The sequence below is a fragment of the Haloarcula salinisoli genome (genome assembly GCF_019599405.1).
In the GTDB taxonomy this organism is placed as follows: Archaea; Halobacteriota; Halobacteria; order Halobacteriales; family Haloarculaceae; genus Haloarcula; species Haloarcula salinisoli.
Window position 1 is genome coordinate 1,233,512 of sequence record NZ_RKLQ01000002.1, and the last position, 22,881, is coordinate 1,256,392.

The 22,881-nt window shown below is 64.8% G+C and carries 20 protein-coding genes; 16 read left to right on the forward strand and 4 right to left on the reverse strand.

Features of this window, described 5'->3' with window-relative positions; all coding sequences use genetic code 11:
• Positions 1-325: 325 nt before the first annotated feature.
• Positions 326-697, forward strand: coding sequence for a 30S ribosomal protein S8e (locus tag EGD98_RS15640; protein ID WP_220589293.1), 372 nt, complete (start codon positions 326-328; stop codon positions 695-697).
• Positions 698-801: 104 nt separating this feature from the next.
• Here the strand turns inward: EGD98_RS15640 and EGD98_RS15645 are convergent, their stop codons facing one another.
• The gene (locus EGD98_RS15645) at positions 802-1,800 is read right to left on the reverse strand and encodes a phosphate uptake regulator PhoU (RefSeq protein WP_220589294.1); all 999 of its coding nucleotides are present in this window, start codon (positions 1,798-1,800) and stop codon (positions 802-804) included.
• Between the two features lie 329 nt (positions 1,801-2,129).
• On the opposite strand from EGD98_RS15645, the gene EGD98_RS15650 reads away from it, so the two are divergent.
• From EGD98_RS15650 to EGD98_RS15675, 6 genes are all read left to right on the forward strand, one after another.
• The gene (locus tag EGD98_RS15650) at positions 2,130-3,110 is read left to right on the forward strand and encodes a phosphate ABC transporter substrate-binding protein PstS family protein (RefSeq protein WP_220589295.1); all 981 of its coding nucleotides are present in this window, start codon (positions 2,130-2,132) and stop codon (positions 3,108-3,110) included.
• Between the two features lie 88 nt (positions 3,111-3,198).
• Positions 3,199-4,218, forward strand: coding sequence for a phosphate ABC transporter permease subunit PstC (gene pstC, locus EGD98_RS15655; RefSeq protein WP_220589296.1), 1,020 nt, complete (start codon positions 3,199-3,201; stop codon positions 4,216-4,218).
• Positions 4,218-5,855: a phosphate ABC transporter permease PstA gene (pstA, locus tag EGD98_RS20840; RefSeq protein ID WP_236039491.1), complete on the forward strand. Its 1,638-nt coding sequence runs from the start codon at positions 4,218-4,220 to the stop codon at positions 5,853-5,855. Before pstC ends, pstA begins: the two co-directional genes overlap by 1 nt.
• Complete coding sequence (gene pstB / locus EGD98_RS15665) at positions 5,855-6,730, forward strand: phosphate ABC transporter ATP-binding protein PstB (RefSeq protein WP_236039492.1); 876 nt, start codon at positions 5,855-5,857, stop codon at positions 6,728-6,730. Before pstA ends, pstB begins: the two co-directional genes overlap by 1 nt.
• Positions 6,731-7,169: 439 nt before the next feature.
• Positions 7,170-7,997 (forward strand): MBL fold metallo-hydrolase, encoded by an 828-nt coding sequence (locus tag EGD98_RS15670; RefSeq protein ID WP_220589297.1) that lies wholly within the window; start codon positions 7,170-7,172, stop codon positions 7,995-7,997.
• A gap of 10 nt (positions 7,998-8,007) precedes the next feature.
• A complete protein-coding gene (locus tag EGD98_RS15675) occupies positions 8,008-9,423 on the forward strand; it encodes an MATE family efflux transporter (RefSeq protein ID WP_220589298.1) in 1,416 nt (471 codons plus the stop codon).
• 1 nt (position 9,424) lies between these two features.
• On the opposite strand, the gene EGD98_RS15680 is transcribed toward EGD98_RS15675, so the two are convergent.
• From EGD98_RS15680 to EGD98_RS15690, 3 genes are all read right to left on the reverse strand, one after another.
• Positions 9,425-10,012 (reverse strand): AsnC family transcriptional regulator, encoded by a 588-nt coding sequence (locus EGD98_RS15680; protein ID WP_220589299.1) that lies wholly within the window; start codon positions 10,010-10,012, stop codon positions 9,425-9,427.
• 172 nt (positions 10,013-10,184) lie between these two features.
• Positions 10,185-11,030 (reverse strand): TatD family hydrolase, encoded by an 846-nt coding sequence (locus EGD98_RS15685; RefSeq protein WP_220589300.1) that lies wholly within the window; start codon positions 11,028-11,030, stop codon positions 10,185-10,187.
• 252 nt (positions 11,031-11,282) lie between these two features.
• Complete coding sequence (locus EGD98_RS15690; RefSeq protein WP_220589301.1) at positions 11,283-11,744, reverse strand: NYN domain-containing protein; 462 nt, start codon at positions 11,742-11,744, stop codon at positions 11,283-11,285.
• Between the two features lie 270 nt (positions 11,745-12,014).
• Between EGD98_RS15690 and EGD98_RS15695 the strand changes: the two genes are divergently transcribed.
• From EGD98_RS15695 to EGD98_RS15735, 9 genes are all read left to right on the forward strand, one after another.
• Positions 12,015-13,025 (forward strand): sister chromatid cohesion protein PDS5, encoded by a 1,011-nt coding sequence (locus EGD98_RS15695; RefSeq protein ID WP_220589302.1) that lies wholly within the window; start codon positions 12,015-12,017, stop codon positions 13,023-13,025.
• 197 nt (positions 13,026-13,222) lie between these two features.
• Entirely contained in the window at positions 13,223-14,386 is a 1,164-nt protein-coding gene (locus EGD98_RS15700) for an ABC transporter substrate-binding protein (protein WP_220589303.1), read from the forward strand.
• A 2-nt stretch (positions 14,387-14,388) separates the two neighbouring features.
• Positions 14,389-15,360 carry an FAD-dependent monooxygenase gene (locus EGD98_RS15705; protein WP_220589304.1) on the forward strand — a complete coding sequence of 324 codons (972 nt, stop codon included), beginning with the start codon at positions 14,389-14,391 and terminating at the stop codon, positions 15,358-15,360.
• Positions 15,350-16,477 carry a FecCD family ABC transporter permease gene (locus tag EGD98_RS15710; protein WP_220589305.1) on the forward strand — a complete coding sequence of 376 codons (1,128 nt, stop codon included), beginning with the start codon at positions 15,350-15,352 and terminating at the stop codon, positions 16,475-16,477. The genes EGD98_RS15705 and EGD98_RS15710 overlap by 11 nt, the downstream gene beginning before the upstream one ends.
• Entirely contained in the window at positions 16,477-17,346 is an 870-nt protein-coding gene (locus EGD98_RS15715; RefSeq protein ID WP_220589306.1) for an ABC transporter ATP-binding protein, read from the forward strand. Before EGD98_RS15710 ends, EGD98_RS15715 begins: the two co-directional genes overlap by 1 nt.
• A 39-nt stretch (positions 17,347-17,385) precedes the next feature.
• Positions 17,386-19,293 carry an ABC transporter ATP-binding protein gene (locus EGD98_RS15720; RefSeq protein WP_220589437.1) on the forward strand — a complete coding sequence of 636 codons (1,908 nt, stop codon included), beginning with the start codon at positions 17,386-17,388 and terminating at the stop codon, positions 19,291-19,293.
• 51 nt (positions 19,294-19,344) lie between these two features.
• Positions 19,345-20,529 carry an ABC transporter substrate-binding protein gene (locus EGD98_RS15725; RefSeq protein WP_220589307.1) on the forward strand — a complete coding sequence of 395 codons (1,185 nt, stop codon included), beginning with the start codon at positions 19,345-19,347 and terminating at the stop codon, positions 20,527-20,529.
• A complete protein-coding gene (locus EGD98_RS15730; protein ID WP_220589308.1) occupies positions 20,522-21,691 on the forward strand; it encodes an ABC transporter substrate-binding protein in 1,170 nt (389 codons plus the stop codon). The genes EGD98_RS15725 and EGD98_RS15730 overlap by 8 nt, the downstream gene beginning before the upstream one ends.
• Positions 21,691-22,875 (forward strand): ABC transporter substrate-binding protein, encoded by a 1,185-nt coding sequence (locus EGD98_RS15735; RefSeq protein ID WP_220589309.1) that lies wholly within the window; start codon positions 21,691-21,693, stop codon positions 22,873-22,875. The genes EGD98_RS15730 and EGD98_RS15735 overlap by 1 nt, the downstream gene beginning before the upstream one ends.
• Positions 22,876-22,881 lie beyond the last annotated feature (6 nt).

The window sequence follows — 22,881 nt, forward strand, 5'->3', positions numbered from 1 at the left end:
CCTCACTCGCTCCGCTCGTTGCGGTGCTTACTTCGCCGGCCTTCGTCGAACGGCTCGCCCCTTTCAGTCCCGCCCGTAGCCGGTTGGTCAACCGTCGCGGGTGGGACTGAAAGGGGCGGCCAGCTACACGAACCTCGACGAAGCAAGCACCGCAACGGAGTGAGGAGCGCAGCGAGTCGCGGGAGTGTAGCTGGCCGGGGCTTTCTGGCTGTTCCCGTCGGTTCCTGGGTTGGTTGGTCCGTCGCCACAAACGACCACCACCCAGTACCCAGCCCCCGTAACTAGCATCGAACGCTTCAAGTAGCCGCTCGGCCACGTACCCGATATGAAAGACCAGGGACGCTCCCCACGCAAGCGGACAGGCGGTCGACGACGCCCGAACCACAAGAAGAAGAAACACGAGCTGGGTCGCCAGCCCACCGAGACCCAGGTCGGCGAGCAGAAACTGAAGGTGCTGGCCGCCCGCGGGAACACCAGCAAGGTCCGCGCCGTGACCACGAACGTCGCAAGCGTCGCCGACGGCGCCGAGACCGTCGAGGCGACCATCGAGCAGGTCACCGAGAACCCCTCGAACCCGAACTACGCCCGTCGTAACATCATCACCAAGGGCGCCATCGTCGAGACCTCCGAAGGCAAGGCACGGGTCACGTCCCGGCCCGGCCAGGACGGACAGGTCAACGCGGTTCTCGTCGAGTAACGGAGCGGTCTTTTCGCGGTTCTGGGACCCGTTAGCGACGGCACTGCTCGGTGGAGTGTCGGGCGCAGACGGATAGACTCGCGGCGGTGCGGTGACGGCGCGGGTCAGGGACGCGGCGCGGCTTTCTGGAGGGCGCTCTCGGCGATGTTGCCGCCGTAGTCGGCGGTCCGGGAGAGCGAGTCGACGATGCGGCCCAGAATCTGGGCGCTCTCGGGGTCGGCCTTGCGGACCTTGCTGTCGATGTCGCGTGCGGTCTCGTCGACGGCCGGGATGCGGCTCTGGGCGTCGTTGGCCTGCTCGACGGCCGCCTCGTTGTCGTCGGTCAGCAGCGCGTCCATCGCCATCTCGGGGACGACCGTGGCTTCGGACTCCAGCTCACGCAGCAGGTCGGCGGTGTCGCCGCTTATCTCGCCGATTTCCAGTGAGAGACTCGCGATTTTGGTGGCGTGGTCGGCGATGCGTTCGAGCTGGCGGGCGCTGGACTGGTAGTCGAAGACGGTCTCCCGTGGGAAGCCGATCTCGTTCGCGGCGGTGGGGTTCCGGAGGACGGTGCGGAACACCCGCGAGACCATATACCAGAGGCGGTCGACGTCGTCGTCGCGTTGCATCACGTTGGCCGCGAGGTCGTCGTCGTCCTCGATGAGCGCCTCGACGGCGTCGGACAGCATCGTCAGCGAGACAAGTCGCATACGCGTGATGGCGTTGTGAATGGACAGCTCCGAGGAGTCGAGCAGGTCCTGCAGGACGATGCGGTCGGAGGTCTCCTCGATGACTTCGAGCCCGACCAGACCCTGGGTCGCGTCCCGGATGATACGGCGCTGTTCGGCCGTGATACGGGTGGCCTCGAGCTGGATGACGTCGAAGCCGCTGACGTACATCGTCATCACCGCGCGCGTGAGCTCGTGGGGGTCGTCCAGCCCGTCGATGTCCAGGGTCCCCTCGACGCGGTCCTCGTCGTGCTTGGGTGCGAGCAACAGCAGGTCCTGCTCCGCGTGGAACTCGACGACGCTCCCCGCGCTCACGCCGTTCTCTGTTGCCCAGTCTTTCGGTAGCGACACGGTGTACGTCGAGCCGCCTGTCACCTGCACCTTGCGAGTCTCCATGTACGTTCGTATACTCCCCTCCCCGTATAAATCCACCCCTATCTATATATTTTACAGCTCCTTGGGCTGGGACGGCCGAATCATGGGCCTCTGGCCGTTGTGTTGCCGTCGAGTATGCAATACTTGCCCACCGACAACACTCGAAAGTACGACTCGAAAGAAATGGCCGAGAACGGGTAGAGAGTCCCGATAAGCGGAGGATGTGGAATCATACATGATTCATAGTTATGTCCATGTGTGCAGTTCACATGGATTATCTATATAGACAACATAGATATATAGCTACGACATAGTAGAGTATTTATTTATTTCTCGTCTCCCTTCCGATGATGTCAGACTCACCGAACCGTTCCGTCTCGCGCCGTAGCTTCCTGACAAGCGCTGGTGCCGCGGGTGCACTCGCTCTCGCGGGTTGTACCGAGGGCCCCGGCTCGGGCACGGAGACCGGGCTCTCCGGTAGTATCCGAATCAGTGGGTCCAGCACGGTGTACCCGGTCGCACAGGCGGTCACCGAGCAGTTCCGCTCGCAGAACCCGAACGTCGAATTCAACCTGAGCCGGGACGGCTCCGGTGGTGGGTTCAGCAATCTGTTCTGTGAGGGCAACTCGGATTTCAACAACGCCTCCCGGGAGATCTCCAGCGACGAAGAGGACCAGTGTTCCAGTAACGGTGTCGAGTACCACCAGATCACCGTCGCTACGGACGCGCTCACGGTCATCGTCAACAACGACAACGACTTCGCCACCGACCTGACGACCGACCAGCTCAAGGATATCTGGCAGGCAGACGGGGCTACGACGTGGCAGGACGTCAACGGCGACTGGCCCGACCAGGAGATCAACCGCTTCGGCGCGGCCGACACCTCCGGGACCTTCGACTACTTCCGCGAGACTATCATCGGCGAGGACGCTAACCACACGAGCAACTACGAGCCGACCGAGCAGGACAACACCATCCTGCAGGGCGTCCAGCAGGACCAGTACGCCATCGGTTACTTCGGCTTCTCGTACTACCAGAGCAACCGGGACGCGGTGACCGCCGTCAACATCCAGGCCGACGACAGTGACAGCTACGTCGAGCCGACGCTGGACAACGCCAAGAGCGGCGACTACCCTCTCGCACGCCCGCTGTTTACCTACCCGAAGGTCAGCTCTCTCAAGGAGGACCACATCGCCGAGTTCGCACGCTTCATGGTCCGCCAGAGCGCCAACACGGAACTCATCGCCGACCAGATTGGCTACGTCCCCAACACCGAAGAGGCGAAACAGAGCGAGCTCGACGCGCTGAACGAGGTCATCTCGAACGCCTAATATATAGGTGGATGGTGAGACGCAATAGCGATACAGAGACATTCCGGGTACTTTTTCCCGAGATACAGCAAATGGACTCACAATCACGATGAGCAACGAGGGACAGACTCCCGACCTCACGGGGGATCGGGGACTACAGACGGTGCGGGAGTCGACGTACAAATACGCCCTGGCCGGGTGTGCTGCTCTCTCAGTCCTGACCACCGTTGGTATCATCGGCGTGCTTGTCGTCGACGCCGCGGCCTTCTTCTCGTCGCCAGCGGTGACATTCGGTGAGTTCTTCACCAGCTTGCGTTTCAGTCCGAATCTCGAACCCGTCTCCTTCGGTATCTTACCGCTGGTACTCGGGACCCTGCTCGTCACCTTCGGGGCCGCGCTCGTCGCGCTCCCCATCGGGCTGTTGACCGCCATCTACCTGAGCGAGTACGCTTCCGCCCGCACGCGGTCGATACTGAAACCGATGCTCGAAGTACTCGCCGGCGTGCCGACGGTCGTCTACGGCTACTTCGCGCTCGTCTACATCACACCTGCGCTCAACGCCGCCATCGGGGCGGTCAACGGAACGCTCGGCACACAGTTCCCGACGCTCGGACTGTTCAACGGGCTCTCGGCCTCTATCGTCGTCGGTATCATGATTATCCCGATGGTCTCCTCTATCAGCGAGGACGCGATGAGCTCCGTGCCCGACTCGCTGCGGCAGGCCGGCTACGGGCTCGGGGCCACGAAGTTCAACGTCTCGCTGCGTATCGTCGTCCCCGCCGCCGTCTCCGGTATCGCCTCGTCCTTTATTCTCGCCGTCTCGCGGGCCATCGGCGAGACGATGGCCGTCGTGCTCGCCGCGGGCTCGCGGCCGCCGGATATCCCGCCGACACAGACCGCCTTCGGCGTCCTACCCTACGTCGCCCCCGGCGACCTGCTCGCTCTCTACAGTGAGAGCGCGGCGACGATGACCGTCGCGATGATAAACATCGCCGTGAGCGACCTCTCCGGTGGGTCGATTGCGTATCAGTCGCTCTTTGCTATCGGGCTCACGCTCTTTGTCATCACACTGGCGATGAACGTCGTAAGCGATGCAATAGCGAGCCGCTACCGGGAGGAGTACGAATAATGGCAACACAGACAGAGACCGGCTTCGGCCAGGTCAGTCGACTGAAAGGCACCGTCTTCAGATACCTCACCTTCGGTGCGTCACTCGTGGGCATCCTCGCACTCGGCGTGTTGCTCGCCTACGTCTTCTGGGACGCCCTGGGACTCGACTCGGCGGGGACGGCGTGGTATCTCACCTACACCGCGACGCTCCTTGCCCCCCTGCTTGGCTTTCTCGCGTACGCACGCGACAAGCCGGCCGTAACCGCCGGGGCGATAGAACTGGTCGGGTTCACCCTCGCCGGCGGAATGCTCTCCTTCGCGGCGATAATCGTCCTCATCGTCATCGCCGGCCCACAGGTGTGGTTCACCTACTTCCTCACGGTGGTCGCCCCGGTCGTCGGACTGTTCCTCTACGGGCAGTACGACCGGGAGGCGACCTGGGTCGGGCTGGGTATGCTCGGGGTACTCATCGCCGGACCGATTGTCGGCACGTTCCTGATCGGAACGCTCGGCATGGCTGCGGGCCTGCTGGGTGCCCCCGGCGTCTACTTCCTCTCGCTTGTGGTGCCCGGTGCGGGACTGGCGGCGTTCCTGGCGGCCGACCGGTTCGACGCCTCCCGCCGGGTGGCACTCGGGGTCGGCATCGGGCTCCCGGTGCTCGCTATCGTCGGCGTCCCGCTCGTCGATACGGTGCCACTGGTCGCCCGCTCGGTCTGGTTCGCCGTGCTCGTGATGCTCGGCCTCCCGGCCGGCTTCGCGGCCGTGAACACCGCGAGACAGCCGGCCCGGCGGGCCGCCTTCGCGCTCCCGGCCATCGCAATCGGTGGCTTCCTCCTCGGCGAGTTCCTCGTGGGTACACTCGGTGCGACCCAGCCGTCACCGTGGCTCGACTGGCAGTTCCTGACGAGTCCGACCTCGTCGCTGGCCGCAAACGCCGGGCTCTACCCGGCCGTCATCGGTTCCGTCTTCCTCATCATCCTCGTCAGCATCTTCACCTTCATCTTCGGTGTGGGCACGGCGATATACTTAGAGGAGTACGCGCCGTCGAGTGGCCTCCTCGGGACCGTCACCCGGCTCATCAACGTCAACATCTCGAACCTCGCCGGCGTCCCGTCGGTCGTCTACGGCCTGCTCGGACTGGGTATCTTCGTCAACATCGAGCTCAGCCTGGGGCCGGTCGTCTACGCCGGCATCGGGGCCGGGACGGTGCTGACGGCGGCGCTGACACTCTCCCTGCTCATCTTGCCTATCGTCGTCATCTCCGCCCAGGAGGCGGTCCGCTCGGTGCCGGACTCGCTTCGTCAGGCGTCCTACGGGATGGGCGCGACCCGGTGGCAGACTATCCGGAACGTCGTCCTCCCGCGGTCGCTGCCGGGTATCCTGACGGGGACCATCCTGGCACTGGGTCGGGCCATCGGCGAGACGGCACCGCTCATCATGATCGGAGCCGTGGCGACGAAGTACACTCCCCCGTCCGGGCTCTTCGACACGCTCACTGCGATGCCGCTACAGATATACACGTGGGCCTTCCTCCCGTCTGCGGAGTTCCGCTACGGCGTCGTGGCGGCCGGCGTGGTGACGTTGCTCATCGTCCTGCTGTCGATGAACAGCGTCGCGATACTCGTTCGGAACAAATACCAACAGGAGGCATACTAATGACAACAGAGAACATGGCGACAGAGACCGAGGCCGAAGACGACGAGACAGACTCGCTAGTCACGACCGACCCGGGGAAGGGCGGTCTCAGCGAGAACGACGAGCGCGGTGCGGTCACGACGACCGGCACCATCATCGAATCCCGCGACCTCGACGTCTTCTACGGCGAGACCCAGGCCCTGCAGGACATCGACCTCCAGATTCCGGAGAACCAGGTCACCGCGATGATCGGTCCGTCGGGCTGTGGGAAATCGACGTTCCTGCGGTGTATCAACCGCATGAACGACCTCATCGACATCTGTCGCGTCGACGGCGAGCTCACGTTCAACGGCAAGAACGTCTACGACGAGGACGTCGACCCTGTCGCACTCCGTCGCCGAATCGGGATGGTGTTCCAGCACCCGAACCCCTTCCCCAAGAGCATCTACGACAACGTTGCCTACGGGCTGCGCACCCAGGACAAGACCGAGAACATGGACGAGGTCATCGAGGAGTCCCTGAAGAAGGCCGCGCTGTGGGACGAGGTCAAGGACCGCCTCGACGAGTCCGCCCTCGACCTCTCCGGTGGCCAGCAACAGCGCCTCTGTATCGCCCGCGCCATCGCCGTCGACCCCGAAGTCGTCCTGATGGACGAGCCCGCCTCCGCGCTGGACCCCATCGCCACCTCCCAGATCGAGGACCTCATCGAGGAGCTGGCCGAGGAGTACACGGTCGTCATCGTCACCCACAATATGCAACAGGCCGCCCGCATCTCCGATAAGACGGCGGTCTTCCTCACGGGCGGGGAACTCGTCGAGTTCGACGACACCGATAAAATCTTCGAGAACCCCGAGAGCGACCGCGTCGAGGACTACATCACCGGCAAGTTCGGATAACGCCTGATTCTCGGGTCGCCTCGGTTTAGTCGCCTGAGACCCGTTCGTCGACACCTGTCCCCGGGTTTCGGTTTGAAAACTACAGCCAGCGGGTGGGCTATGTTTGCTTTTCGAGGCCGTCGCCATCGTCCAGGAGGTCGCTGTGTGCGGCGAGACCACTGCCGTCGGGGGGTGACGATAGTGCAGAGGCCGACGTTGGCTCCGAGTGACCACTGATTCGAGTTGGCAAACCGAACCGGCACCGCCGAATCCGGTTAGATATTCCAAGTATCGCCGGTCAGCGGATTGTTTTTCGAGCGAAAACCGCAATCAGAACCCCGGTCGTAGTACGTTGCGTGAGCTATCACGCGACTCCGACGTCGAGCGCCCGTTTCGTCGACCAGTGGAACCACACGCAAGCTATCACCCCAGACACTGTTGCCCAGGGGGACCAGCAGCGATGAACGTCACAATCCTCGCCGACAACACGGTCGCGACTGGTATCCCGAAAGGGCTCCGCGGCGAGTGGGGGTTCGCGGCAGCAGTCGGCGACGTGCTGTTCGATACAGGCCAGTCCACGGCCGCCCTCGACAACGCCCGCCTCCTGGACTGTCCCACCGAGTTCGAGACCATCGTCCTGAGCCACGCCCACTATGACCACACGATGGGGCTCGACGCGTTTCTCGACCCGTCGGATAGACCGACCATCTACTGCCACCCCGACGTCTGGCAGGGGCGGTTCATTACGGAACCGGCTGACGGCCGGACACTCGATGAGCCGATACACATCGGCATCCCGTACACCCGGGCTGAAGTCCAAACGGGGGCCGACATCGTCGAACACCGGGACCCGGTCGAGGTGACCGACGGCGTGTTCGCGCTCGGTGAGATTCCCCGGCCCCACGACGACAACCCGGTACATCTGCGCGAGACGGACGGTGAACTGGTCGACGATTTGGTGCCGGACGACCAGTCGGTCGCCGTCGCGACCAGCGACGGCACGGCCCTCGTCCTGGGCTGCTGTCACGCGGGCCTTCGAAACACCATCGACCACGCCGAGTCGGTCACCGGCCAGCCGGTCCGTTACGTCATCGGCGGGACCCATCTCGTCGCCCGAGATGCAGACGACATCCACGAGCTGGCGGACTGGCTGGACGGCAGACTCGAACTGTTTGCCGGCACACACTGTACCGGGTTCGAGGCGGAGAAGATACTCTCGGAGCGCCTTCCTGGGGCGTTTCGGTCCGTCGGCGTCGGGAGCACCCTCGAGCTCCCGGCGACCGCGTGAATCGACCGCGATGTTCAACCCGATTGTGTGGGCGTTCCGGTCGCTTGCCAGCCAGTTGGCAGGGGTGGGTGTAATCGACGACCACCGTGGACAGCGAATCGCAGACCTGGCCTGGCCACGTGTCCTGACGATGGTCGCCAGGCTGTCACTCCGCGTCACCGACATCGCGATGGTCGGCGTCGCTGTCGGTTCTGCAGGGCTCGTTGGTATCTCCTTTGCGGTCGTCTACTGGCAGTTCGCGTTCGCGTTCGGACTCGGTATCGCCGGCGGCACCATCGGGTTGGTCGCACAGCGCTACGGGACAGACCGACCGAACGCAGCGGCCCCTGTCATCGCACACAGCCTCCTCCTCGGTCTCGCCGTTACCCTCCCGTTCGTCGTCACATACTGGGCTGGTTCCGGGGCGCTGATTCGCGTCTTCAGCGAGGACGCTGCAATCGTCAGATACGGTTCGACGTATCTCCGAGTGGGTGCATTTGCGCTGCTGTTTCTCACGTGCAACGTCGTCGCGAGCCGCGCCCTCGCAGGGGCCGACAACACGCGGATTCCGATGTCGATTCGAGCGACAGGTGCAGTCGTGAACATCGCCCTGAACGCGCTGTTGATATTCGGTCTCCAGCTGGGGGTTTTCGGCGCAGCGGTCGCTTCGGTCATCGCCGAGGGGCTCGTGTCGGTGAGTTTCGCGTACGGGTTCGTTCGTGGTGGGCTGCCGGTCATTGGGCCGTTTCCGCTCGCTGTTTCGGTCAGCGAGCCCCGTCTGCACGTCGGGCTTGTCCGGCAGTTGCTACGGACGTCGCTGCCGCTGATAGGGCAACGTCTCGGGAACGTCGTCGTTCGGTTCCCGTTGCTCGTCCTGCTGGCGATGGTCGGGCCGACTGTCGTGGCTTCGTGGGAGGTCGCCCGCCGGGTTCGGAATCTGTTGAACGCCTCCGGAGCAGGGTTTTCGACGTCCGTGAGTAGCCTGGTCGGGCAGGCGCTTGGCCAGTCGGACGAACGGTTGGCTGTCGCGTTCGGACGCGACACCGTCGTCTTCTCGGCTATCGTGTACGTCCTTTCGGGTGCGCTCGTCTTCGCACTCGCCCCGGTCGTCGCTGGGCTGTTCAGCAGGGACCCGGAGACGATAGCTCGCATGACTCCGTTCGTTCGGGTCGCCAGCGTCAGTTCTGTCGGTCTCGGACTGTTCAGGACCTACGAGGGGGTTCTGAAGGGGTCGGGCGAGAACCGGTGGACGCTGTACGGACGGCTGTTCGGGCTGTACGTCCTCCTCCTCCCGGTGACGTATCTGGGCGCAACGACGTCGCTGGGACTCCGCGCTGTCTTCGCAGCGCTGGTCGCGGAAACGTGGGGTGCAGCACTCGTGACCGGCTATCGGGTCCGCTCCGGAAAGTGGACGGTCACGAGTCAGCCCCACCCCACTGCGGACTGACTCAGGCCCCCTCCCTGAGCTGCGTCAGCCGCTCTTCGAACTGACGCTGGCAGGTCGAACAACAGAAGTGACGCATCTCCTCGTCGAGCCACTCGGACTCGCCCTCGCTGTCGACCGTGTTCCCACACTCCGCACAGGTCAACGCGAACTCCGTCCCGTCGAGGGACGGTTGCCACTCGATTTCGTCCAGCAGCGTCACGGTGTACTCGGCGTCCTCGGCCGGTTTCAGGAGCTCGCGGAGCCAGGGATGCACGTTGTGGACCTCGGCTCTGGCGTTGAACCAGAGCTCCCCATCGGCAGTGACCATGACGTGTTCTACAGCGTCGGCTCCGTCGAGCCGCGAGCGGAGCAGGTCGAACGACCCTTTCGGGTCGACCTGGACGAACAGCTGGGCACCGGCACCCAGCTGTGTCCGGTCGATATCGACGGTGAAGCGTTCGATTACACCTGCGGCCTGCAGTCGCTCGACGCGGTCGGCGACGGCGGGGCCCGACATATCGACTTCCGCGGCGATGTCGGTGAACGTCCGACGCGCGTCCTGACTGAGGAGTCGCAGAATCTCGATGTCCGTCTCGTCGAGCGAGGGCATACCGGCGTTACAGCGCGGCGCGAAAAGAATCTCCTGCTCGAGGCTGTCTCACACGTTGGCTGGCACCACGTCCTGTACCCGATTTCATATAGCATATATTGATTTACTCCGCCTGATTCACCCGTGCGTGTTCGGCTCGATAGAGCGGCGCAATGGCGCCAGAAACCGCCGATTACCGCGACAGCGTCGCTTCGGTGTCGATACCGTACACCGCTTCTGGCGTTTCGACGTGTGCCGTCCGCACGGCCTCGTCCTCGCCGTTCTCCAGGAGCCATCGCACCCGACGGGGGACCGTCTTCGGCCCGAGCACCGCGCCCGGCCGCTCCGGGTCGTCGATGTAGTCGGTCTCCATCAGGAACGGTTCGTCCTCCTCGATAGCGAGCTCCAGCTCGTCTTTGTCGGCGAGAACGGACTTCGTCGGCCCCTGTAACCGGCCACCCGAGTAGTGTTTGACGACCTGCCGGCGGTCCAGCCCCCGCTGTTCGGCCCACTGGGCCACCTGTTCGAACTCCTCGCCACCCTCGGTGTGCAACTGGACGGCGAAGTCGCCGGCCGCGGCCAGCTCGAACGCGTGACACATCACGTCGTTCGATACGTCCCAGACGGCCTCGTCGACCTCGTAGTGCGGTCGGCCGGACTTGATAGCCAGTGCCGGGCCGTCGGTGACGTACTCGGCCGCTACATCCAGCCCTGCCTGCATGATGTCCCGTGCTTCATCCGGGGTGTAGCCCTCCTCGACCAACTTCGAAATCAGGGCCGGATGCACCCCGAGAACGGGCCAGGCCCGGCCCGGTAGCGCGTCGGTCGCGTCCTCGACGGCTCCGACCGTCAGGTCGAACGCCTCACGGAAGGTGTCCTCGTCGGTGGCCGCTTCGACGAGATGCCACGAGGGCTTGTTGAGCACGAGTAAATGCGTCCCGCCGTGGTCGGCAAAGTCCTCCACAGCTTCGGTGTTTCGGCCCTGGACCGGGTCGAGATGGAGGTGGTTGTCCAGCACCGGCGTCTCCTCTATGTCCATACCCGGAATCGGATTCCCGAGGCAAAAACGCCATTGCTCTCCGTGTCGCTGCTCCCGGCTCGGTTCCTCGCTATTGCTCGCGGCTCGGCTTCGAGGCCTCCCTACGGTCGGCCTCGCTACTGCTCTCCGGCTCCCGTTGGTCGCCGGTTCGCTGCCGATGAACTTCGCTACGCTCAGTTCATCGCTATGCCTCGCGGGTCACTTCGTTCCCCGCTCGGCTGTTCGGCGAACCCTCGCTTCGCTCGGGTTCGCCTATTCCACATCTGCCGACAGCGAAAGCCCGTCCTGGGCCGCGTTCTGGAGGGCGTCCGATTTCCCGTGTTCGCCCGGCGCGAGCGCCACGGTGCGGACGCCGTTGCGGGCGGCGACCTCCAGTGCGGGCTTGAAATCGGTGTCACGTGAGGCGACGACCAGCACGTCGATGCGGTCACTGGCGACGGCCTCGGTGGCGTCGACGGCCAGGCGCACGTCCACGTCACCACTGGTAGTTATCACTTCGAAACCACGCGCTTCGCCGGCCTGGATGAGGCCCGGCGAGGCGTTCTCGTCGAGGTAGAGTCGCGTCACGGCCAGGGGGCCGTAGGACTCGCCTATCTTTCTGACCTCGTCGAGGTCGACGTCGAACTCGCTGCGTAACACGTTCGGCCCGTCGACGTAGAGACCGACGCGATCTGTGTCGTCCCTGTCGTCGCGAAACCGACTGAGGAGGCTCATACCGCCACCTCACCGACGATTGAATTTAGCTCTGGTGTTTCCGTGCGTGGCACACTTCTCCCGCGAATAAATCAGTTATCGCTATATAGAACACTACCGAGTCCGGCTGTTGTCGGGGAACCCCTTCGCCTCGAATCCACTCGGTACGCGTCATCATTCGGCCGCTCGACTACCGAGGCGGGCTCCATATGTGGGGCGCCTGATAGCGACGGTTCCGCTCACGGGACGTTTTTGCCCTCGGTAGTCGAACACGCATCAAGAAGCCACCCCATGGACGACTCGTCACAGATACCGCCGGACCGTCTCGTCGAACTCGTACAGCACGACCGGGATTCGGCGCGCGCCCCTCTCGAACAGCTGAGGGCCGCCCCCACCGACGACCGGAAGGCAGCGTTACAGCGTCTGCGGAACGCTATCGTGGACGAGGGGGTGACAGTCGGGCCGGCCGTCCAGGCACTCGCGGCCTTTCTGGGAGACGAGGAACGGTCGGTCCGCCTGACGGCTGCGAAACTGTTCGTGGCTATCGCCCGGTGTGACCCCGACGCTGCCGAGTCGGTGGTACCGCCGCTCCGGGACCGACTCGCAGACGACGAGGAGTTCTATTTCGTCCGTGCCCGGTCGGCCGAGGCGCTGGGATACGTCGCGCTCGAACACACCGAAGCAGTGGCCACTCCCGAAGTCGTCGCGGAGCTGCGTCTCGGGCTCGACTTCGACGAGCCGGAGGTGAAACAGAAACTGGCGAAGGCGCTCGAACACGTCGCCATCGGTGACCCGGGGCGACTCACTCACCAGGTGGCGAAGCTCGCCGACCATCTCGCCGACGAGGACGAACTCGTCCGCTATCACCTCTGTAGCGCGCTCGCGGCGGTTGGCTGTGCATCCCCGTCGTCGCTGGGGCCAGCGGTCGACCCGCTCTGTGAACGACTGGCGGACGGGACCCCGCAGGTCAGGGGGCGGGCGGCCGAAGCGCTCGGCGTCTTCGGCCGCGACGCCGACGAGGTGGTGACGGTCCCGTCAGCGGCCGTCGATACGCTACGGTCGGAAACGGACACGGAGACACAGTTTCTCGCCGACCGTGCCCGGTTCGCACTCGATGGGTGGGACGAGGGAGTCGCGTCGGGGGTGGCTGATGATGTTGGCTCCGTCGAGGGGATACGCGAGTCCACGGCCGAGGCCGTAGAAGCGATACGCACACCAGCGGGTGAAGAATGTCCCCACTGCGGCGTCGGACTTCCCGTGGACAGCCCGCCAGTGTGCCCTCGGTGCGGTGCACCCCGTTGAGTCGGACGGTTGTGGTGTGTACCGGTACTCGACGCCAGGACCCGAGAGACCGGGAGCGGATTACAGTACTCCGTATCTAGCTGTCAATCTTAGGCTTGCCTAAAATTCGAAATCGATTTAACGGTTTAGGCTGGCCTAAAGGATATGAAGAGCCCAGCTGCTGGCATGCGGGTATCGACACGACCGGAGGGCGACCGATGACTCGACGAGACGCCAAACTGACCCGGAGAGCGACGCTCAAATACGGCGGGGCGGTGGCCGCCGGGCTAGCTATGGCCGGTTGTTCGGAGGTCGCCGACACCGGTGGGACGCCGGCGGGAGGTGGGGCGTACACGGCATCGATTTCCCCGATGGGGGAGGTGTCGTTCGACGAACCACCCGAGACGGTGTTCACGCGGCTCACCCATCACGCGGACATGGCGTTCGCGCTGGGGCGGGGCGACAGTCTCACCGCGATGCACGCGCCCGACTACTACGACGGGCTCTGGACCCAGTTCGTCGAACGGCTCCCGGGGGTCTCGCTCGACTGGACGGGCCTGTACTCCTCCTGGCAGCCCAACAAGGAGAAACTGTACGCGCTCGAGAGCGACGTCCACCTCGCCGACCCGGCGTGGATAACCAAACAGGACGCCTGGAGCGAATCCGACATCGACGAGATAGCGTCGAAAGTCTCGCCGTGGTTCGGTAACTCGCTCAGTGACACCCATCAGGAGCCCGCCCCGGCCTACGCCGACGGCTACGAGTACTACACCCTCTGGGAACAGTTCGAACTCGTCGCGGAGGCCTTCCGGGAGCGGGAGCGCTACGAGGCGCTGGCTGCGGTCCACGACGACCTGCTATCGCATATCGAGGCGGAGTTGCCTGACGAATCCAACCGCCCCTCGGCGGTGATGATAGCCTCCCACCAGATGGAAGAGATATACACTTACACGCTGTCGAACCCGGGGTTCCTGACCTCGCACACGCGGCCACTCGGGGCTCGTGACGCCTTCGAGGGGTCGGTCGAATCCGGGAGCACCGTCGACTACGAGACGCTGGTCGACGCGGACCCCGACGTGATACTGTTCCTCGGGGGCTTCGAACCGGGGACAAGCCTCGCCGAGCGGCGCGAACTGTTTCGGGAGGACCCGGTCGCCTCGGAGATGACCGCCGTGCAAGAGGAACGCGTCTTCCCGCAGGGCGCGCGCTACCAGGGGCCGATACTCAACCTCTTCCAGCTAGAGATGACCGCCAAACAGCTCTACCCTGACGTGTTCGGCGAGTGGCCCCGCTACGAGTCCGGCCCGTACCCGGAGATTCCCCGGGACGAACAGCTGTTCGACCGCCAGCGGGTGGCCGACGTCATAAACGGGGCTATCTGAGTATGCGTCACACGACTACCGCCGAGTACGACTACGAAGTCGCCGTCGTCGGGGGCGGCCCGGCGGGCGCTTCAGCCGGCGTCTTCTGCGCTCGCGAGGGGCTGTCGACGGTTATCTTCGACCGTGGTCGCTCCTCGCTCAAGCGCTGTGCCCACCTTGAGAACTACCTCGGCTTCCCCGAGGGCATCGATATCGAGACGCTGTACGGGCTGTTTCACGACCAGGCCGAGACGGCAGGCTGTACTATCGTCCCGGATATGGTCGAGTCCCTGCGCCGGTCGGACACTGGCGACGGGTTCGTCGTGGCACTCCAAGACGGGGAGCCAACCACCGCCCGTCGCGTCGTCGCCGCGACGCGCTACGACGGGTCGTACATGCGCGGGCTGGGCGACGACGACGAAATGTTCGAGACGACCGAGTACGACGGCGAGACCACCGAGTCCTTCGACCGGGGGTATCCGAACCACGACGGGACGACGCCGGTTCCGGACCTCTACGTGGCGTCGCCCTCCGAGGAGTCCCAGCAAGCCATCACCGCCGCCGGCCGCGGTGCGCGGGTGGCCGGGGAGGTCATCACGGACGCTCGGGTCGACGACGGCTGGTGGGAGGCCGTCGCCGAGGGCGTCGACTGGGTCCGACGCGAGGCCGAACTCGACGAGGAGTGGGCCGACCGCGAGGCGTGGGTCGACTGGTTCGACGAGTACTTCGGTGAAGATGCCCCCGTCGACGTCGGCACCGACCGCTATGAGCGTGTCCGGGAGGCAGCTATCGAGGACAGGCTCTCGTCGTACATCGAGCCGGACGAGCGGGCTTCGCGGGCCGAGACCGCCCACGAGCACCTGGCCGACCATCTCGACCCCGAGGCGGTCGTCGCCGGCTGTGACGATGGCGAACTCCTCGACGCGATAGCGGACGACCGCATCGCGGCGTATCTCCACGGGCGCAGTGCGGAGGTGAGCGTCGATGGCGAGTGAAACGCCGAGTGCGCGGCCGTCGACCCGTCGGGAGCGCTGGCTGGGCTGGTTCGACGGCTCGCTGGCCACGCTCTGTCTGGGGAGCCTGGCCGTCATCGTCGGCGGCGGGCTCGTCCAGGTGAGCCACGGCGCCTACTCGATGACCATCGCGGAGGCCTGGCGAGCGGTGTTCAATCCGAACGTTATCTTCAGTCTCCGGGCGTGGGACGCGTTCCTCTGGGGGATGGAGATGCCCGACATGAGCACGGCGAGTCTCATCGTCTGGAATATCCGACTGCCGCGTGTGTTCGTCGCCATGCTGGTGGGGATGAACCTCGCCGTCTCGGGGGCCATCTTCCAGGCGGTCACGCGCAACGAACTCGCCAGCCCCTTTATTCTGGGCGTCTCCTCCGGGGCGGGGCTGATGATTCTGCTCACGCTAGTCGTGTTCACCGGGATGGCCGCGTTCCTGCCGCTGGCGGCCGCCCTGGGCGGCGCTGTTGCCTTCCTCATCGTCTACGCCATCGCCTGGAAGAACGGCACGTCGCCGGTGCGGCTCGTACTCGCCGGCGTCATCGTCGGGACGATATTCAACTCCTTCCAGACGGCGCTGTTCTTCTTCGCCGACGACCTCGGCGTCGTCCAGAGCGCCATCGCGTGGACGACCGGCTCCTTGACCGGCACTGACTGGGAGCAGGTCCGGATGGCGCTGCCCTGGACGGTCATCGCGATGGGGCTGGCCCTGGTCGGCTCCCGACAGCTGAACGTGTTGCTGCTGGGCGAGCGGACCGCGAACGCGCTCGGGATGTCCGTCGAGAAGGTCCGATTCGCCCTCTCCGGGGTCGCCGTGCTGGCCGCCGCTGCGAGTATCGCTGTCGCCGGTATCGTCGGCTTCGTCGGTCTCATCGTTCCGCATATGGTCCGCAACATCGTCGGGAGCGACTACAAGAAGCTCATCGTCGGCTGTATGTTCGCCGGCCCGGCGCTGATGGTGGGGGCCGACGTCGGTGCCCGCCTCGGGATGAGCGTGCTCGCCGGGTCGGACACCCAGATTCCGGTCGGTATCGTCACCGGGCTGGTCGGCGGGCCATACTTCCTCTACCTGATGCGCCGGCAGGACGAGATGGGGGAGATTTGATGGCTGGGAGACAGCAGGCATCCGAGACCACGGACGAGGGCTCGTCGGGAGCGGCGACGACTGCAGACGATACCGAGCCGAGCGAACTGGTCGGCGAGAACCTCGCCATCGGCTATCCCGCGACCGACGAACCGGTGGTCGAGTGCGAGCGCGTCCTGCTGCCGGCGGGCGAGGTGACCGCGCTGGTCGGTCCGAACGGCAGCGGCAAGAGCACGCTCCTGAAGACGATGGCCGACCAGCACCAGCCCGACGACGGCCGAATTCTGCTCGACGGCGAGCGGATTCAGTCGTTCGGCTCGAAGGCGCTGGCCCGCGAACTCGGCTTGCTCTCACAGGAAAACGAGTCGCCGGGCTCCATCACCGTCGAGGACCTCGTCTATCACGGTCGCTACCCCCATCGGGCCTTCTTCGAGTCAGTCACCGACGAGGACCGTGACGCGGTCGAGCGCGCCATCGATCTGGCCGGCGTCGCCCACCTCCGCGACAGCGAGATGAGCAACCTCAGCGGCGGCCAGAAACAGCTGGCCTGGATTGCGATGGTGCTGGCCCAGGAGACCGACGTCCTGTTGCTCGACGAACCGACGACGTTCCTCGACCTCCATCATCAACTCCGGGTGCTGTCGGTCGTCCGGACGCTGAACCGGGAGGCGGGCGTGACGGTCGGCATCGTGCTCCACGACATCGGCCAGGCGGCCCGTTTCGCGGACAATCTCGTCGCGATGCAGGACGGCTCGCTGTACGACTGGGGGCCGCCCAACGAAGTCGTAACCGAGCAGCTGCTGGCCGACGTGTTCCGCGTCGACGCCGCCGTCGACAGCGAGAGTTCGACCGGGCTACACATCGCGCCCCACAGCGCGATAGAGGAGTGACGCGTGTCGACCGAGAACGAGACCGAACTCGACGCGGCGATGGCAGACGTCTCCCGCCCGCTCATCCGACTGTTCCGCAGCTACGGGCGCCCCGAGTGGCGCTGGCTCGCGCTGGGGCTGGTCACGAGCGCGCTCGCCTACGGCACCGTGCTGGTGACGCCCATCGTACTGGGGACGACCATCGACGCCGTCTTCACCGATGAGTCGGCATACGCGCTCCCGCTGGTCCCGGCGGCGTGGCTCCCGACCGACCCCGCCGGCCAGTTCTGGCTGTCGGTCGCCATCGTCGGGGTCGCCCTGGGCGGCGGGGCCGTCCTCCAGTGGGTCCGCGGCGTGGCGATGAACTACTTCGCCCACGGCGTGATGTACGCTATCCGCACCGACGCCTACGAGCGAATGCAACGCCTCGACATGGCCTTTTTCGACGAGAAGGAGACCGGCGAGATACTCTCCATCCTCAACAACGACACGTCGAATCTGGAGGTGTTCTTCGACAACGCGCTGGGTGACTGCGTCCGTATCGGCGTCGTCGTCGTCGGCGTCACCGGCGCGCTGGCGTACACGAACTGGCAGCTCGCGCTGGTGACGCTGGGGGCCGTCCCGCTCCTCGTCGGCTTCACGTGGTGGTTCATGCGGGTCATCGAACCCCGCTACGCCGCCCACCGCGAGATAATCGGCGACCTCAACACCCGTATCGAGAACGGACTGAGCGGCGTCGAACTCGTCAAGACCGCCGGCACGGAGTCCTACGAGAACGAGCGGGTCCGCGGGGTCTCCCGCGAGGTGTTCGACACGCAGATGGACGTGCTTCGGCTGAGCTACTTCTACCGGCCGGGGATGGAACTGCTGACCGGCGCGGCGCTGCTCGCGACGTTCGTCATCGGCGGGCTGTGGGTGTTCTCCGGCCCGCCGCTGTTCTTCTCGGGGGAGCTGACGACCGGCGATTTCGTCGTGTTCATGCTGCTGACCCAGCGCCTCACGGGTCCGATGGCACAGCTCTCGAACATCGTTGACTGGTACGAGAACGCCAAGGCGTCGGGCAACCGCATCTGTGGGCTCATGGACGTCCCCGTCGATATCACCGAACCCGCAGAGCCGGCGGCGCTGGGCGATGTCGACGGCCGCGTAGCTTTCGACGACGTATCCTTCGGATACGACGACAGCGGGGTGGGAGCCACCCCGGAAGAGTCGACCGGGGAGCGCCGCGACCCGGGAGACGCCCAGACGGTCCTCGACGGCGTCGACTTCACGGCCGAACCGGGCGACACCGTCGCGCTCGTCGGTGCGACGGGCGCGGGGAAATCGACGGTCGCGAAGCTCCTCCTGCGGCTGTACGACGTGGACTCCGGCACGATTTCTCTCGACGGTCACGATGTCAGAGACCTCCGGCTGAGCGACCTGCGGGGGGCTATCGGCTACGTCAGCCAGGACACCTTCCTGTTCGACGGCACCGTCGCGGAGAACATCCGCTACGGTCGCTTCGATGCCAGCGACGAGGCGGTTCGGGAGGCCGCCCGCGCCGCCAGCGCTCACGAGTTCATCGAGGACCTCGCCGACGGCTACGAAAGTCGTGTCGGCGAGCGCGGCGTCAAGCTCTCCGGTGGCCAACGACAGCGTATCGCCCTCGCGCGGGTGTTACTGCAAGACCCGGAAATCGTCCTGCTGGACGAGGCGACCGCCAGCGTCGACACGGCCACGGAGTACCGCATCCAGCAGTCACTGGACCGGCTGACCGCCGACCGAACGACCGTCGCCATCGCCCACCGACTGTCGACCATCCGCGACGCCGACACTATCCTCGTCCTCGAAGACGGCCACATCGTCGAACGCGGCGACCACGAGGAACTGCTGGCGGCCGACGGCTTCTACGCGACCCTGTGGCGCGCCCAGGCCGGCGATATCGACGAACTGCCCGACTCGATAGCCGTCGAGCACGCCAATATTTAGGGCGGCCTAAAAACCGACGTATTTATATATATTTTAGGCTAGCCTAAAATCGTGAGTGGTAACAAACCGACACGCAGAGAGACGATAAAATACGGGAGCGCTGTCGCGGCGGGACTCGGGCTCGCCGGCTGTTCGGACCTCGCGGGCCAATCCGGCTCGGAGGGCGCCACTGGTACGCCCCGGGAGCCGTGGACCGTCGAGATGCAGCCACGGACGAAGGTCACCTTCGAGTCGGTCCCCGACTCGGCCGTGGTGTATCGGGCCGACTACGCGGACATGCTCATGGCACTCGGACACGGGGACGCCCTCGTCGGGATGCAAGACACCCAGAGTTTGCCGATGGAAATGCTCGCCGAACTGCCGGGTGTCTCGGTAGCCACCGGCGATATCACACCGCTTCGGCAGGACGGTGAGTACGACAAAGAGGTGTTCTACGAGATAGACGCCGACCTGCACCTCATCGACCCGAACAACGCGAAAAACTACTTCGACTTCGACGAGGCCGACATCACCGACCTGTCCAACAACGTCGCGCCGTGGCTCGGCAGCTTCATCCGCAGACCACAGGCATCCATCGGCCCGAACTACCCGCACTACACGCTGTACGAGGCCTTCGAGAAGGTCGCAGCCGCCTTCCGGGAGGAGGCACGGTACGAGGCGCTCACGTCGATACACGACGAGATGTTGTCGACCATCGAAGCGGAGATTCCCCCGCCCAATGAACGCCCGTCGGTTGGCCTCGCCTTCCTCGTTCCCGGCGAGGATCTCGTCGGCTCCGGCGTGTTCTATCTCGCCGACCCGACCCAGCCGGGCATGGCGAAAAAACAGTACCGGGACCTCGGCGTGGAAAACGTCTGGGCGCAAGCGGACCTGAGTACGGACGGCGAGGCCAACTACGAGTCACTTCTGGAAGCGGACCCGGACGTGCTGATATCGCACAACGCGTTTGGCTTCACCGACTCGATAGCGGACTTCCAGACGAGTGTCGTCGACGTCATGCGCGAGGATACCCTCGGCAGTCAACTCACGGCCGTACAGAACGACCGCGTCTATCGCGGCGGGAAGAACGTGCAGGGACCGCTCATCAACCTCTTCCAGACCGAAATCGCAGCCAAACAGATTTACCCCGAGACGTTCGGTGAGTGGCGAGGGCTGGGCGAGATTCCCGAAGACGAGCAGCTGTTCGACCGACAGGTCGTCGCGGATATCGTAACCGGAGAGTTCGACGATGAGTGACAACGATACGACACGGACCACACGCAGAGCGACGTTGAAGTACGGCGCCACGGCCGCCGCTGGCCTGGGACTCGCCGGCTGTTCGGAGTTCGCCGAACAGGCCGGCAGCAATGGGACGCCGACCGGTACCGGTTCTTCCACGGTGACGATGGAACCGATGGGCACCGTCGCGTTCGATTCGGTCCCCGAGACCTGGATGGCCTACTTCAGCACGTACGGCGACATGGGTATCGCACTCGGGCAGGCCGACGGACTCGAGGCGCTCATCTTCTCGGAGAACTGGCCGGACCAGCTGTACGACTCCCTGCCGGGCGTCGACGTCGACATCCCAGGAACGCGCCAGCTGATGGGTGAGAGTGGCATCGACAAGGAAGTGTTCTACGAGCTGGAGTGTGACGTCCACCTGTTCGACCCGAACTTCATTCAGGTGCTAGACGATAGCTGGACCGACGAGGACCTCGACGATATCGCGACCAACGTCGGCCCCATCGTCGGCAACCAGATACGCCGCCGGGGGGACGATTGGCACGACTACCGGTACTACTCGCTGTACGAGGCCTTCGAGATAATCGCTCGGGTGTTCCAGGAACGGGAGCGCTACGAGGCGATAAAGACCGTCCACGACGAGTTCATTTCGTCGTTGCAGGCGGACCTGCCGCCCGAGGACGAGCGACCGGATATCGGCCTCGTTTCGGTCAACTCGAACTTCGAGGACGGGTCGTTCTACACCTACCCTATCGGCAGCGAAGGCAACGGAAAAAAGCAGTACCGTGACCTGGGCATCAACGACGCCTTCGCCGAGGAAATCGACGGCGGTTACGCCCAGTGGGACTACGAGCAACTCCTGGAGGTCGACCCGGACGCGCTGGTGTTTTCCTACGGGTTCTCACACGTCTCGCGAGCCGAGTTCGAGGACCGAATGGAACAGATGCGAGCGGACGACGTGGGCTCGCGACTCTCGGCGGTTCAGAACGACCGTCTCTACCGCGGCGGGACGGCCTATCAGGGCCCCGTGCTGAACCTCTTGCAGACTGAGGCCGCCGCAAAGCAGTTCTACCCCGACCAGTTCGGCGCGTGGAACGGGCTGGAGACGCTCGAAGACGCGGACGCACAGCTGTTCGACCACCAGCGAGTTGCGGACATCATCAACGGAGACATCTGATGAACGACGACGACGTTCGACACGACGCACCGACGCGCCGAGACACCCTGAAGTACGGCGCTGCAGCCGCTGCCAGTATCGGACTGGCCGGCTGTTCGGAGGTCGCCGAGCAGGCCGGTGGCGGCACGCCGACTGGGACCGGCACGGGGAGCTACACGGTGAACATGGCCCCGATGGGCGACGTCGGGTTCGACGGCGTCCCCGAAACGGCGGCCATCTACGACTCCGTCTGGGCCGACCACCTCGTCGCGCTGGGCCAGCAGGACCGAATCGTCTCGCTTGGCTTCCCGGACCGCTACTTCACCGGCTACTACGAACAGCTCCCGGGCGTGGCCTTCGACACCAGCGACCTCACGTCGATGTTCAACGAGGGGCTCCCAAAGGAGCTGTTCTACGAGCTGGACGCCGACGTCCACCACATCGACCCCTGTCGGTGGCTCTCTTTCGACTCGGGCTGGAGCCGCGGGGAATTCGACGACATCGAGGAGCAGGTCGGCCCGTTCTTCGCGAACCGGTTCAGCCGGGCCCACGCGGACCCGCCGGAAGGGGAGTGTCGTGACGCCTACCAGTTCTACAGTGTCTGGGAGCTGGCCGAGAAGATCAGTCAGGTGTATCAGGTCCAGAACCGCGGCGAACAGCTCCGGAGTGTCCGCGAGGAGATGGTCTCGAAGATACAGGACCGACTGCCCCCTGCGTCCGAGCGCCCGACCGTCGCCCTCGTAATCTACAACGCCGACGACGAGACGTTCGGGACCTACGAGATCAACGGGCCCGGGTTCGCCAAAGCGCACTATCGGCCGCTCGAACCCGTTGGCGCGTTTGCCGGGTCAGACGAGACTTACGCAAACAACTACAGCGCCATCGACCTGGAGCAGATGCTGGAGGTCGACCCCGACGTCATCATCCACCACTGGGACATCGAACCCTCCGACCGGTTCGAGGCGCTGCTGGCGCTGGAAGACGACCCCGTCGGGAAGAAGCTCACCGCGATTCAGAACGACCGCGTCTACGTCGGCGGGACGCCGATGCAGGGGCCGATTTTCAACCTGTTCCAGCTGGAGACGGCCGCCCAGCAGATATATCCCGGCGAGTTCGGGGCGTTCCAGGGCGTGGGCGAGATGCCCGAGGAGAACATGCTGTTCGACCGCCAGCGTGTCGCAGATATCATCAACGGCGACAGTTGACCCTGC

What these genes read in the sequence shown, in the direction of transcription:
- EGD98_RS15640 (WP_220589293.1), top strand. Translation starts at nt 326, where the DNA reads ATGAAAGACCAGGGACGCTCCCCACGCAAGCGGACAGGCGGTCGACGA.
- EGD98_RS15645 (WP_220589294.1), bottom strand. Translation starts at nt 1,800, where the DNA reads ATGGAGACTCGCAAGGTGCAGGTGACAGGCGGCTCGACGTACACCGTG.
- EGD98_RS15650 (WP_220589295.1), top strand. Translation starts at nt 2,130, where the DNA reads ATGTCAGACTCACCGAACCGTTCCGTCTCGCGCCGTAGCTTCCTGACA.
- pstC (WP_220589296.1), top strand. Translation starts at nt 3,199, where the DNA reads ATGAGCAACGAGGGACAGACTCCCGACCTCACGGGGGATCGGGGACTA.
- pstA (WP_236039491.1), top strand. Translation starts at nt 4,218, where the DNA reads ATGGCAACACAGACAGAGACCGGCTTCGGCCAGGTCAGTCGACTGAAA.
- pstB (WP_236039492.1), top strand. Translation starts at nt 5,855, where the DNA reads ATGACAACAGAGAACATGGCGACAGAGACCGAGGCCGAAGACGACGAG.
- EGD98_RS15670 (WP_220589297.1), top strand. Translation starts at nt 7,170, where the DNA reads ATGAACGTCACAATCCTCGCCGACAACACGGTCGCGACTGGTATCCCG.
- EGD98_RS15675 (WP_220589298.1), top strand. Translation starts at nt 8,008, where the DNA reads ATGTTCAACCCGATTGTGTGGGCGTTCCGGTCGCTTGCCAGCCAGTTG.
- EGD98_RS15680 (WP_220589299.1), bottom strand. Translation starts at nt 10,012, where the DNA reads ATGCCCTCGCTCGACGAGACGGACATCGAGATTCTGCGACTCCTCAGT.
- EGD98_RS15685 (WP_220589300.1), bottom strand. Translation starts at nt 11,030, where the DNA reads ATGGACATAGAGGAGACGCCGGTGCTGGACAACCACCTCCATCTCGAC.
- EGD98_RS15690 (WP_220589301.1), bottom strand. Translation starts at nt 11,744, where the DNA reads ATGAGCCTCCTCAGTCGGTTTCGCGACGACAGGGACGACACAGATCGC.
- EGD98_RS15695 (WP_220589302.1), top strand. Translation starts at nt 12,015, where the DNA reads ATGGACGACTCGTCACAGATACCGCCGGACCGTCTCGTCGAACTCGTA.
- EGD98_RS15700 (WP_220589303.1), top strand. Translation starts at nt 13,223, where the DNA reads ATGACTCGACGAGACGCCAAACTGACCCGGAGAGCGACGCTCAAATAC.
- EGD98_RS15705 (WP_220589304.1), top strand. Translation starts at nt 14,389, where the DNA reads ATGCGTCACACGACTACCGCCGAGTACGACTACGAAGTCGCCGTCGTC.
- EGD98_RS15710 (WP_220589305.1), top strand. Translation starts at nt 15,350, where the DNA reads ATGGCGAGTGAAACGCCGAGTGCGCGGCCGTCGACCCGTCGGGAGCGC.
- EGD98_RS15715 (WP_220589306.1), top strand. Translation starts at nt 16,477, where the DNA reads ATGGCTGGGAGACAGCAGGCATCCGAGACCACGGACGAGGGCTCGTCG.
- EGD98_RS15720 (WP_220589437.1), top strand. Translation starts at nt 17,386, where the DNA reads ATGGCAGACGTCTCCCGCCCGCTCATCCGACTGTTCCGCAGCTACGGG.
- EGD98_RS15730 (WP_220589308.1), top strand. Translation starts at nt 20,522, where the DNA reads ATGAGTGACAACGATACGACACGGACCACACGCAGAGCGACGTTGAAG.
- EGD98_RS15735 (WP_220589309.1), top strand. Translation starts at nt 21,691, where the DNA reads ATGAACGACGACGACGTTCGACACGACGCACCGACGCGCCGAGACACC.